This window comes from Methanobrevibacter olleyae (assembly GCF_900114585.1).
Taxonomy (GTDB): Archaea; Methanobacteriota; Methanobacteria; order Methanobacteriales; family Methanobacteriaceae; genus Methanobrevibacter; species Methanobrevibacter olleyae.
Map to the genome: position 1 here is coordinate 40,092 of NZ_FOTL01000008.1, position 13,164 is coordinate 53,255.

Here is a 13,164-nt window from a genome sequence, read left to right on the forward strand (position 1 = left end):
TTTATAGAAAATCTTATATTTTTTTATTTTTTTATTATATTATTATTTTTATTTATAGGGAGGGTTTAAAATGCAAACAAATAAAAATATTGAATCAATTATTGGGGATCCTAAGAAAGCTATTAATAGACTAGCTTATCCCACTATTTTATCTATGCTTTTGATGTTTGCAAATAACCTTATTGATAGTATGTGGGTTGGAGGACTTGGTTCTGGACCTCTTGCTGCTTTAGGATTTATGTCTCCATTATATTTAGTTATCCTTGGTTTTGGAGTGGGTATTGGAGCTGGTGCTAATTCTTTAATATCTCGTTATATTGGTGCTAAACGTTATAGGGAATCTAATAATGCTGCTATGCACAGTATAATAATTGCAATTATCATATCTATTTTTCTTTTCTTAATAGGCCATCTCTTTTTAAAAGATTTGCTTATTCTCTTTGGAGCTAGTTCTGTAATTGATTATGCAATGGATTATGGATTTATAATTTTCTTTGCAAATATTATTATCCTATCTCCAGCAGTAATTTCAAGTCTTTTTAGGGCAGAAGGAGATATAAAAAGAGCTACTTGGCCTTTAGTATTAAATGCAGTTTTAAATTTAGTTTTAGATCCAATATTGATTTATTACTTTAATTGGGGCATTAAAGGAGCAGCTATTGCTACAGTTTTATCCACATCTGCAAATTTATTTCTGATGTTGTATTGGTATTTAATTAAAAGAGATACTTTTATAAAATTAAGTTTAAAATATTATAATAGAAAATTAGAAATTTATAAAGAAATTCTTCTTGTAAGTTTACCTGCAAGTTGTGAAGAATTGATCTATTCAATTGTTGGGATTTGCTTTAATTATTTAATCATAATAACTGCTGGAACTATGGAAGTAGCTGTTTTTACAGTTGTTTGGAGATTTGTATCAATTGCTTTTTTACCTTGTATCTCCATTGGAATAGCAACTATAACAGTTTCAGGTGTGGCATATGGTGCTAAAAACTATAAGAATTTTAAAACAACTATTAATTATTCAACATTTATTAGTTTTATTATAACTTTAATTATTTGCACAGTATTCTTTGTATTTGCCTATCCAATTTCTGAATCTTTTAATTTTATCTCTGGAAATACAGAAATGATTAATAGGACAGCAGAGGTTTTAAGGATTATGGTTTTCTATAATCTTTTTATACCCTTTGGAGCAACTGCCGCTTATGTTTATCAAGGTGTAGGTTCTGGGTTTAAATCATTAAGCCTTACAATTTTAAGAGAATTAATTTTAAGTATTTCCTTTGCTTATTTGCTTGCAATTACATTTAAAATGGGAATATTTGGTCTTTATTTAGGTGCAATAATTGGTATGATTTTAGGTTGCTTTATTGGATTTGGATCTATTTTAATCTATGAAAGGAAATTTAAAAAAGAGTGTTTAGCACTTGAAAATAGTGTTTAAAGAGATTTTATCACTTGAAAATAATATTTAAAAATATTGTTAAAAAGAGTTAAATTATTAATATTTAAAAATATTGTTAAAAAGAGTTAAGATATTGAAATAGTCCAATATCTTTTTAATAACAGTAAAAATAGTAAAAAAATAGTTTAAGAGTAATTACTCCAAACTAGTGAAAAAATTTTAATCCAGGCTTTTTACATTAGGCTAAAAAAGCGGGGATTTTAGTGTAATCCACAACCAACACATTCATGGCTTGCTACACCAATTTCTTGTTCTTCATCAACTACTTCTTGTTTTAATTCTTGAACAGTAGCTGAAATAAAAGAATAATCAGGTTTTTCAATGATTGGTGAAATTCCTTTAAAGTAACAGTGGATATTTCCAGTACATGCAATATCTATGAGTATTGGTTCAGAAATTTTAAATCCTTTAAAAAATGTTTCAATGTCATTTATTTGTTCTTTAGGAACTCTAAGGTTAAAAGACATTATTCCATCTTCTTTAGATCTAATTTTAACATATGATTGCTCAACTAATAATTCATTACCATATTCCTGTTTAAATATTACACAGTCTTCTCTATTTACCATATTTTTCCCTCCAATATAATCTTAATAATGATTTAAATTAAACTATTGCTAAATTTTCTACAATTTTTGTTGTTGATTATTATTAATGTTTCATATAATATAAACTTTATTATTAACTAACTAATCTTTTATTAAAAAAGAATAAAAAAGCTATTTAAAATAGATTTAAATATAGATAATTTAAATAAATGTTGTATGAAAGATAACTATTGAAAATGAAATAATAAAATATAATATATATGACTTTTATAAATAAGATAAAAGATTAAAAGGAGGTTTAGTAATAATGATAATAAGAGCTAAAATTAATCCTAATATGATGAAATGGGCTAGAAAATATGCTGGATTTACAGATGGTTATGAAGATAAACTTCCTGTAGAAATTAAGTCAAGATATAGATCATGGGAAGATGGAGAAACTAAACCTACCTGGAATCAATTAAGAAAAGTAAGTAAAAGATATAATATTCCAACAGCATTTTTCTTCATGGACACAGTACCTAAATTCAATAATCTGCCAGAATTAGTTAACTATAGAAAACTCGATACAAAATTTCTTTTTGAAACTAAGTCTCCGGATTTAATTAAAGAAATAAGAAAAGCTGAAAATAGAAGAGAACATTATATAGATTTATTATATGAATTAGAAGAGGATATTCCTTCATTTGACAAATATGATGGAACATTAAATAAAAAACATGTTTCTACTTATATTCGTGAAAAATTAGGAATTTATTTAGATACTCAAAAAACTTGGATAAGGAAAAACAATTCATTAGACAAAAAACATTATAATTTTTTAAATAAATGGAAGAACATTATTACAGAAAAATTAGGAGTACTTATCTTTGAAACTGAAGGAGTTTCAATTAAAGAAATGAGAGGGTTGTGTATTTTTCATAATGAAGTTCCTATAATTTTATTAAATGGTAAAGATAGTGTTAATGGTAGAATTTTTTCATTGTTCCATGAATTAACTCATTTATTATTAGGAGAAAGTGCAATATGTGGAGATGATGAAAATATTGAAGAAGAAGTTTTCGCTAATGCTGTTGCAGGTGAATTCTTAGTTCCTAAAGAAGATTTAATTAAGAATATTAATGATGACTTACTATCAAATAACTCAATTAATAATTTATCTCATTTATATGGGGTTAGTGAAGATGTAATCATTAGAAGACTATATGATGATAAGCATATTGGTAAATATGATTACACAAGTAGAGTAGAAGATTTTGAAGAAATTACTAAAGAATCTAAAGGTTCTGGAGGAAATTATTTCAATAATCGATTAAAATATAATGGAGAACCTTATTGTGCTATTGTTTTACAAGCTTATGAAGAGGGTATAATCCATGGAGGGGATTTTTCTAAATTCACTAATTTAAATAAAAAATTCATTCCAAATTTATATAAAAGATTATATGGGGGAGAATAATGAAACGGTTTATCATTGATTCCTCTTCATTAATCCATTTTGAAGAAAAATACCCCTATGATATTTTACCTACTTTATGGGATGAAGTATTTAAATTATTTGAAGCGAATATTCTTTTTTCAGTAAGAGAAGTATATGAAGAATTAGAAGATTCTCAACAAATATGGAAAGATTATGAAGAATATTTTAGAGAATTAACTGAAGAAGAATCCGATGCTATGAATAAAATTCTTACAGATGAGCGATTTGAAGTTTTTAAAATAAACGGTATGAAGGAAGATGGGCCTTGGGCAGATCCTCATTTAATTGCATGTGCTATGGTAAATGAAACAGTTAGTGTAGTATCTCAAGAAAATTTAAATAGAAATCCTAAAAGAAAAATAGCTTTTGTTTGTAAAGAATGTGGTATTCCTTATATGGATTTTCTTGAATTTTTAAGAGAAGCTAATGTGAAAATATAAAAAATAATAAATTATTTAAGTGATAATTTTATAAATTTAAATATATATTAATTAGTGATACTTTAAATGATGGGAATAAAGCAAATATTCCTTATAAAAATTAAGAAGTCCACTTAATAATTACTAAATATGTTAAAATAAATGATAAAAAGATTTACAGTGTTTTAGATATTATTTTAGAGTTTGAAAAGGATAATAGGATTAATTATAATTATTTTAATCTTATTATTAAATCAAAATCTTTAAATGAGATTAAATTAATACTAAACTTAAGATTGATATAAAACTGATGTATAATATTTTAATAATTAATAAAGTTTATTTTTACATAAAATAATTTAGTTAATAGTTTTAAAATATAAACTTTTTAAATTTAACTATGATTTTTGAGGTTTTTTCATGATAAATAATTTAAATTTTAAATTGAATAATGTTGGTTGCTTAGCAAATGCTGATATGGATATAGGTAAAATTAATATTATTGGAGGACTTAATTCTACAGGTAAATCAACATCTAGTAAAATTTTATACTCTTTTTTAAGATCTAATTCAAAAGTAAGAAAAGATCTTGTAGATTCTACTTTAACTAAAGAAATATTGGGTTTAACTGTTGATTTATTGAATTTTAATCGCCCTTCTTGGGATGATGATAAAAATAATTATGAAGAAATTAAAGATAAGTTTATGAAAATTATGGATAAATTAAGTTCTAGAGTAAATAAATCCAAAAGAAATGAAGAGGAAGATAAAGAATATTCTGATATTATAGGTTGTTATAATGAGATAAAGAGAATATATGAGGAAAAATTTATTATTAAAGAAGATTATAAAAAAATTTTAGATAAATCTTTTTCTGATGTAGAAAAATTAGTTAAAATATATAATGATAATGGTGATGAACTTTTTAAAACTTTAATGAATCAGTTAATAAAAAGAGAGTTTGGTAAAAATTTAGCTAATTTAAATAATGTTAGATTATCTGGTGAATTTAATAATAATGATTTTAATTATAATGTTAATATTAAAGATTCTGAATTTAATATGAGTGGTTGGTTTATACTTGAAGATGTGTTTTATTTAGACTCTTTTTCTATTTTTGATGGTATTAGTCATGGGGGGTTACAAAATACTGAACATATTCAACATGTTTTTTCCAGTTTAGATGATGATAATAGCAATGATTGGGCTGATGAAATTCTTAATGATGATATTATTGAATTAGAGAATAAAATAATGGAAATTACTGGAGGAACTTTTGCTTATGATGACAATAATATTATTTTTTCTTCATTAAATCAAGAATTCTTAATGAAGAATACATCATCAGGCATTAAACAAATTGGCATCATTCAAATGTTATTAAATAATCGTAAATTAAAAGAGAATTCTTTTTTAATTATGGATGAACCTGAAGTTAATCTTCATCCTGAATGGCAAGTAAAATTTGCTGAAATAATAACTTTACTTGCTAAAGATTTAAATGTAACTTTATATATTAATTCACATAGTCCTTTATTTATTGAAGCAATAAGAACTTATTGTGAAAAAAATGGTTTATTGGATGAAACTAATTTTTATCTTACTTTTGAATCTGAAATATCTGGAAAATATGATATAAAATATATTCCTAATGATGATTTGAATATTATTTATAACACTCTTGGTAAACCTTATGAATTACTTAGTATGATAAGTATAGAAAATGAGTTTGATTTTTAGAAAAAACTTTCAGAGGCCATTTTATGGATATACATAAGGATATTCTAAAATTTTCAGAATTTTTAGATTTTTATAAAGAAAAATATACTAATACTTCTTCAGAAATTTCAAAGCCTAAACCAATTGATGTTGATTATGATGAAGAAAAATTAGAACCTTTAGTTTCTTCTAATTATATTATGTTAGATTTTGATGCAATGTGTGATGATGCTAAGTTTTATCCAAAATTTCCAGAAGAAGAATTTAATCAACCATCTACTGTTGATGCATTATATTATCGGATTATAGATGAAAATAGAATTCAATTTTTTTTAGTTGAATTTAAAACATTTGATTTTGGATGGAGCAGCTCTAGTGATTATAATTCTTCCTTAGATAAAGTATTAAAAAAACTTGATATGGATAATCTTGATGATATTACTAAAACTGGTGTAAAAAGATTAAATAAAATTAGAAAAACATATGGTTATAATATTGAGTTTTCTTTGAGATTAAAACCTTATGAATCTTTGTTTGTTGTTTTACCTAAAATTTATGAAGAATATTGTGATGAAAATAATATTCTTGAAGAAGAAAGACTTGATTTATATGGGTTTTTTAAAAGCAATTTATCTGATATAAGGCTAATTATTGTTGGAAAATCAAATGATAATCTTCCTAGAGCGTATAGTGGAAAGTTGGGGAATTTATTAGAAAAACAATATAGGCGATTAGACTATGTGAATGTACTTTCTCAACATAATTTTAGATTATGTTTTGATTTTGAATTTGATAATATTACAGTTAATTTTGAATTAAAAGATAAAAATACAATTAAATCATTGAATAAACCTAATAAAAATTATGTGTAAATATATAAATGTATCATGTAGGTTTTTATCTAAAGATTTTAATTCTTTTATAAATGAATTAATATATTCTTAGTCCTCTTTAGTTTTATTTTGAATTGATAATGAATTATTCTTTAATTTCTTAATATCGTGTCGTCATAAAAAAATTTAATTATAAATTTAGAATTAGTTAAATATGACTTAAAAATCTTATGAAATAAGGAATTTGATGTTATTGTTGTGATTAATTGATAATACAGTGTTATAGGAGTGTAAATTATGTTAAAAAGCATAAAATTCACTTATCTAAAACCTTTAAAATTTATGAAAAATTATAGAGTATGTAGAAAAAATACTTAAAAAACAATGTTATTGATTTATAAAATGAAATCATCTGTTTTTTAGATTAAACAGAATATTGAAATTTAAACAATTTTAGTAATTCATACCTAAAGATATAAAAATATATTAAAAATCAATCCTTGAAAATTAACGAAGATTATATAAATAAATGATGAGTGAAGAATTAACTAATAAATATGAGTTTAAATAATATTTGCAATTGTTTAAACTAAAAAATTAAGTTCAAATAATTAAAAAAGAAATTAATTTTGAAATTAGAGAAAACAAATTTAAGTTCTAAAAAGATAGAAATAAGAACAAAAAGCTCCTTTTTTTTTAAAATTTGGGTTTATAACTATTTTTAAACAATTTAGAAAGAAGTAAATAATCTAATCTAAATATAATTATACATATTAAAAAGAGGATATTTTATGGATGAATTAATAAAGGAAATTATTGAATTTCAAACTGAAAGAGATTGGAAACAATTTCATACTCCTGAAAATTTAGCTAAATCTATTTCTATTGAAGCTGCAGAATTATTAGAACATTTTCAATGGGATAATGATTATAATAAAGAAGAAGTCATTGATGAGTTAGCTGATGTTATAAATTATTGTTTTTTAATGGCTGATGCATTAGATGTTAACGTTAAGGAAATTGTTTTAAATAAAATGAAAAAAACTGCGGTTAAATATCCTATTAAGAAATCAAAGGGTGTTTCTATAAAATATGATAAATTATAATTTTTTATCATATATCTAAGAGGTTTTCTATGTTAGTTTATGAAGCTACTAAAGAAGAATTTATGAATTCAGTTTTAATGGGATCTATTACTGATGAAATTTATGATATTTACAAAGAAAAAATAGGAAAATCTAATCAATCACAAATTAATTCGTGGACTAATTCTATGGAATTTATGTTTAAAGTATTATCTGATAATGAAATTCCAAATGATTCTGGGGTTGCTATTGAGTTTACAATTCCAACTACATCTAAAAGGATTGATTTTACTTTAACTGGTCAAAATGAATTTGGTAAGGATTCTGCTATTATAATTGAATTAAAACAATGGTCAGAAGCAGATAAAGTTGAAGGTAAAGATGGTATTGTAATAACTTATTTCGGGAGAGGATTAAGGGAAACAGCACATCCATCTTATCAAGCATGGTCCTATGCTTCATTAATAGAAAATTTTAATGAAACTGTTGAAGAAGATTCAATTGGTTTATATCCCTGTGCTTATTTACATAATTATGACTTTGATGAATTTAATGATCCTTTAAAAGATAAAATTTATGAAGGATATATAGAAAAAGCACCATTATATGGAAAAAGAGATGTTTTTAAACTTAGGAATTTTATTAAAAAATATGTTAAATATGGAGATAAAACTAATATCCTATATAGAATAGACAATGGGAGGATTAGACCTTCTAAAAAATTACAAGATACTTTAGTAGGAATGCTTGAAGGAAATGATTATTTTGTAATGATTGATGAACAAAAAGTAGCTTATGAACTAGCTGTTGAAATGGCGAGAAAATCATATATTGATGAAAAGAAAAGAGTTTTAATTGTAGAAGGAGGTCCTGGAACTGGAAAATCTGTAGTTGCAGTTAATTTATTGGTAAATCTGTTAAATGATGAACTAAACACATTATATGTAACTAAAAACACTGCACCTCGTGAAGTATTTTATGAAAAATTAAAAGGAATTAATTATAATCAAAATTATATTAAAAATCTTTTTAAAGGTTCTGGTTCATTTACAAAATCTGATGAAAATCAATTTGATGTATTAATTGTTGATGAAGCCCATCGTTTAAATAAAAAATCTGGTTTATTTGGTAATTTAGGTGAGAATCAAGTTAAAGAAATAATTAATGCTGCCAAAACCTCAATTTTTTTCATTGATAAACATCAAAGAGTTACTTTAAAGGATTATGGTAATATAAGAGTAATAGAAAAATTTGCTAATGAGGCATGTGCTGAAATAGAACATATTAAATTAATATCTCAATTTAGATGTAATGGTTCTGATGGTTACCTTTCATGGTTAAATCATGTTTTAGAAATAGAAGAAACAGCTAATTATGATGGTTTTAATTTTGATTATGATTTTAGAATAGTAAATAGTCCTGATGAATTAAAAGAGTTAATTTTTGAAAAGAATAAAATTAATAATAGTGCTAGATTACTTGCAGGATATTGTTGGAATTGGATAAAAGAGGGTAAATCTAATACCAATATTCATGATATTGAAATTGGTGACTTTTCAATGAGTTGGAATCTTAATAATACAAGTACTTGGGCTATTGATGAAAATTCAGTTAATGAAATTGGTTGTATTCATACATCTCAAGGACTTGAATTTGATTATGTAGGTGTAATTTTAGGTCATGATATAAGATATGAATATGGTCAAATTGTCACTGATTTTAATGAAAGAGCAAGAACTGATCAATCTTTAAAAGGAATTAAAAAATTATATAGGGAAAATCCTAATGAAGCCTTAAGATTAGCTGATGAAATAATTAAAAATACTTATAGAACTTTAATGACTCGTGGAATGAAAGGTTGTTATATTTATTGTGAGGATATTAATTTAGAGAATTATTTCAAAGAAAGAATAAACCAATTATATAAAAATAAAGTTGAGAATAATTCTAAATTTACTTTAATTAACTAATTTATATTTAATTAAGTTTAATATTTGATTATTTTTTTTAAATTTTTTTAAATATTTTTAGTTAAATTTATACATTCCTTATTTAAACAAAGAATATTTAACTATAGCTAACCATTGTTATAAATGTTTTTTAGAATCTAATCTTCTTTTAATTTAATTGAATAATTATTTTTATCTTAAAAATTTTAAACGATTTTAATAATACTCTTTTTTAAAAGTTTTTTTTTAAAAATATTTAATATTATTGTACTTTTTTTATAATATATTATATTTTATCTTAATTATATTATTGAACATTTTTGAACATTATTCTTATTATTTTAGTCATTATAAATTATTTTCACCGTAATCTTTATATTAGTTTAATTATATAACTATCAAGTGTTATATATAATATAAATATAATAAGTTAATATAACAAATAAAGTTGATTACTCGATTTTTAACTTTCATCTGAAGAAATCTTAGTTATTTATTGGTTTTAAAAGCTATTTAAATATTTTAAAGGGCTTATTGATTAATTTTCACTTTTTAAGTTTTATTTTAATCTTTTAAAGAGTATGATGATTAATTAAGCTAATCTTTAAAAAGTTACTAATTGTTTATTCAATTCTAAAATATATTAAAGAAATAGGAATCTTTAAAAAATTAAATATATCAAAAGTTGATTGAAATGAGTGATGTAAATAAAGATATCGGTGCAAGAATTAGAGAATTAAGAGAATTGTCCGATAGTACTACAGAAGAAATTGCTAAAGAACTTGATGTTGATGAAGAAACTTATATTTCCTATGAAAAAGGTATTATTGATATTCCAGCTAGTTTCTTATACCAAATTGCACACATTTTCAAAGTAGATTTAGCTTTGATTCTTACTGGTGAAGAAACTCGTATGAATTATTTTGATTTAACAAGAAACGGTAAAGGAGTTATTGTTGATAGGAAAAAGGAATACAAGTATGAAAATTTATGTAAACATTTCATTCATAAAAAAGCAGAAATGTTTATTGTAACTGTAGATCCTAAAGAAGATGATATTCCTTCATTAAATGCCCATGCAGGTCAAGAATTTAATTATGTATTAGAAGGCTCATTAAAAATATTCATTAAAGATAATGAAATTATTTTAAATGAAGGAGATTCTATATTCTTCGATGCAACTTGTCAACATGCTATGATTGCTTTAAATAATAAAAAAGCTAAATTTTTAGCTGTTATTATGTAATTTGGAGTTAATATTAAAATGACTATTATTATCTAATTTAGATTAATAGTATTTGGTTATTATTTAATAATTTAGATTATGATTTGGATTTTTCATTGAATTATATTGTGTTTAATAAGATTATTTAGAAAATTTATACTCAAGGGGAGTATAATAAATTGTTATGTTTGAGGGGATGAAATGACATCTTTAATAGGAAACTTTGTTAATAGAGTTGATTTTAAATCGTATAAAGATTTTTATGATAATTTTGAATTTAATATTCCAAAAGATTTTAATTTTGGATTTGATGTAGTGGATGAATATGCAAGAATAGATCCTGATAAACTTGCTTTAATTTGGTGTGATGATAGTGAAAAAAGAGTTTTTACTTTTTCAGATATGAAAAGATTATCAAACCAAACAGCAAACTTCTTTAAATCATATGGAATTAAAAAGGGGGATGCTGTATTACTTACTCTTAAAAATAGATATGAATTTTGGATTTGTATGACTGCACTTCATAAAATTGGTGCTGTAGCTATTCCAACTACCCATATGGTAAAGCTTCATGATATTGCTTATAGGGTAGAAAATGCAGATGTAAAAATGGTGGTATCTGTTGAGGAAGACCAATTAATTCCAGATTTTGAAGCTTGTGAGAAAGAATTAGGTATTGAACTTAAAAAAGCCCTTGTTGGTAATATTAATAAAGATGGTTGGATAAACTTTGATGATGAGATTTCTAAGATGAGTGATGTATTTGAAAGACCAACTGGTGAAGATGCTACTCATGAAGATGAAACTTTCTTAATTTATTTCTCATCTGGAACAACTGGAAACCCTAAAATGGTTGCACATGCACATACTTATGCAATTGGACATTTAATAACTGCTAAATATTGGCATAACGTTGTAGAAGATGGTGTTCACCACACATCTGCTGATACTGGTTGGGGTAAAGCAGTATGGGGTAATTATTATGGACAATGGATTTCAGGTTCTGCAGTATTTATCTATGATTATGTAAGATTCAATGGTTTAGATTTAATGGAGAAGATTATTGAAAATAAAGTAAATACTTTCTGTGCTCCTCCAACCATTTATAGATTCTTGATTAAAGAAGATTTATCTCAGTTTGATTTTTCCAATATTGAATATGCAACTACTGCCGGAGAACCATTACCTCCTGAGGTATTTAACAGATTTAAAGAGTTTACTGGTTTGGAAATTAAAGAAGGATTTGGCCAGACTGAAACAACTTTATCTTTAGCTACATTTATTTGGATGGAGTCTAAAACAGGTTCTGTTGGAAAACCATCCCCTGCATTTGAGGTAAAACTTTTAGATAAAGAACATAATCATGTTGATATTGGTTCTTCAGGTGAAATTTGTTTTGATATTTCTGAAGGCCAATCTGTTGGTTTATTTAAAGAATATTATAGAAACCAAGAGAAAACTGATGAAGTAATTTATGATAATTTTTACCACTGTGGAGATACTGCATATATCGATGAGGATGGTTATTTCACATTTATTGGAAGAAATGATGATATTATTAAATCTTCTGGTTACCGTATTGGACCATATGAAGTAGAAAACGCAGTAATTTCTCATCCTTCAGTTTTAGAATGTGCTATTACTGGTGTACCTGATGAGTTAAGAGGTCAAATTGTAAAAGCAACAATAGTTCTTGCAAAAGGATTTGAGGCAAGTGAAGAGCTTAAAAAAGAGATTCAAACTCATGTAAAACATGAAACTGCTCCTTATAAATATCCAAGAATGATTGAATTTGTTGAAGAGTTACCTAAAACTATAAGTGGTAAAATCCAAAGAAAAGTTATTAGAATTGAAGATGAACAAAAAATCTAATTGTTTAATTGTTTTTAATTAGTTTTTTTTCATTATTCTTTATTATTTTTTTAATTTTATTAAAATTTTATTAACTAATTAGTTTAAATTTTATATACTTTATTTATTAAATATATAGATGTGTGAATTAACTATTTATTATCATAAGAATAATTTAAATATTTAAATCATTTTTAATTTATAAGATTTTAAATTATTTTAAGATTATCTTTTATCTTAAGATTATCTTAAAATAATTAATTCTTATTCAATTTATTAATATATCAATTAACTAATTAAATTTATTATAGGATAGTGTGTAAATGAATTTAAATAAAGTAAAACCATATCCTATCATTAGTAAAAACAATTGTAAGGCATGTTTAAGATGTATAAGTGCTTGTAGTGTAGAATGCCTTAAATTAAGTGAAGAAATTAATGATAGTGGATATCAATATGCAGAATATACTGGAGAAGGCTGTATTGGTTGTGGAGATTGTTATTATACTTGTCCAGAACCATTAGCTATTGAAGTTCATATTCCTAAAAGAACTAGAAAACCTAAAGGAGATGCTTAAATGACT

11 protein-coding genes are annotated in these 13,164 nt (G+C 24.2%); 10 read left to right on the forward strand and 1 reads right to left on the reverse strand.

Annotation, left to right across the window (positions count from 1 at the left end):
- Window positions 1-70 precede the first annotated feature (70 nt).
- Window positions 71-1,450: an MATE family efflux transporter gene (locus BM020_RS03670; RefSeq protein ID WP_067146797.1), complete on the forward strand. Its 1,380-nt coding sequence runs from the start codon at window positions 71-73 to the stop codon at window positions 1,448-1,450.
- A gap of 221 nt (window positions 1,451-1,671) precedes the next feature.
- On the opposite strand, the gene BM020_RS03675 is transcribed toward BM020_RS03670, so the two are convergent.
- The gene (locus BM020_RS03675; protein ID WP_082762122.1) at window positions 1,672-2,040 is read right to left on the reverse strand and encodes a hypothetical protein; all 369 of its coding nucleotides are present in this window, start codon (window positions 2,038-2,040) and stop codon (window positions 1,672-1,674) included.
- Window positions 2,041-2,326: 286 nt separating this feature from the next.
- Here BM020_RS03675 and BM020_RS03680 point away from each other — a divergent pair, with 286 nt between their 5' ends.
- From BM020_RS03680 to BM020_RS03720, 9 genes are all read left to right on the forward strand, one after another.
- Window positions 2,327-3,478: an ImmA/IrrE family metallo-endopeptidase gene (locus BM020_RS03680; protein ID WP_074798245.1), complete on the forward strand. Its 1,152-nt coding sequence runs from the start codon at window positions 2,327-2,329 to the stop codon at window positions 3,476-3,478.
- Window positions 3,478-3,939, forward strand: a complete 462-nt coding sequence (locus tag BM020_RS03685) for a DUF4411 family protein (RefSeq protein ID WP_074798247.1) — start codon at window positions 3,478-3,480, stop codon at window positions 3,937-3,939. The genes BM020_RS03680 and BM020_RS03685 overlap by 1 nt, the downstream gene beginning before the upstream one ends.
- Window positions 3,940-4,338: 399 nt before the next feature.
- Window positions 4,339-5,658, forward strand: a complete 1,320-nt coding sequence (locus tag BM020_RS03690) for an AAA family ATPase (protein ID WP_074798249.1) — start codon at window positions 4,339-4,341, stop codon at window positions 5,656-5,658.
- Between the two features lie 23 nt (window positions 5,659-5,681).
- Window positions 5,682-6,509 (forward strand): hypothetical protein, encoded by an 828-nt coding sequence (locus BM020_RS03695; RefSeq protein ID WP_074798251.1) that lies wholly within the window; start codon window positions 5,682-5,684, stop codon window positions 6,507-6,509.
- 752 nt (window positions 6,510-7,261) lie between these two features.
- Window positions 7,262-7,576: a nucleotide pyrophosphohydrolase gene (locus tag BM020_RS03700; RefSeq protein WP_074798253.1), complete on the forward strand. Its 315-nt coding sequence runs from the start codon at window positions 7,262-7,264 to the stop codon at window positions 7,574-7,576.
- A gap of 29 nt (window positions 7,577-7,605) precedes the next feature.
- Window positions 7,606-9,525: a DUF2075 domain-containing protein gene (locus BM020_RS03705; protein ID WP_074798255.1), complete on the forward strand. Its 1,920-nt coding sequence runs from the start codon at window positions 7,606-7,608 to the stop codon at window positions 9,523-9,525.
- Window positions 9,526-10,198: 673 nt separating this feature from the next.
- A complete protein-coding gene (locus BM020_RS03710; protein ID WP_067146791.1) occupies window positions 10,199-10,750 on the forward strand; it encodes a helix-turn-helix domain-containing protein in 552 nt (183 codons plus the stop codon).
- A 180-nt stretch (window positions 10,751-10,930) separates the two neighbouring features.
- Window positions 10,931-12,601 (forward strand): AMP-binding protein, encoded by a 1,671-nt coding sequence (locus BM020_RS03715; protein WP_067146789.1) that lies wholly within the window; start codon window positions 10,931-10,933, stop codon window positions 12,599-12,601.
- A 302-nt stretch (window positions 12,602-12,903) separates the two neighbouring features.
- Window positions 12,904-13,158 carry a 4Fe-4S dicluster domain-containing protein gene (locus BM020_RS03720; protein WP_067146787.1) on the forward strand — a complete coding sequence of 85 codons (255 nt, stop codon included), beginning with the start codon at window positions 12,904-12,906 and terminating at the stop codon, window positions 13,156-13,158.
- The last annotated feature ends 6 nt before the right edge of the window (window positions 13,159-13,164 follow it).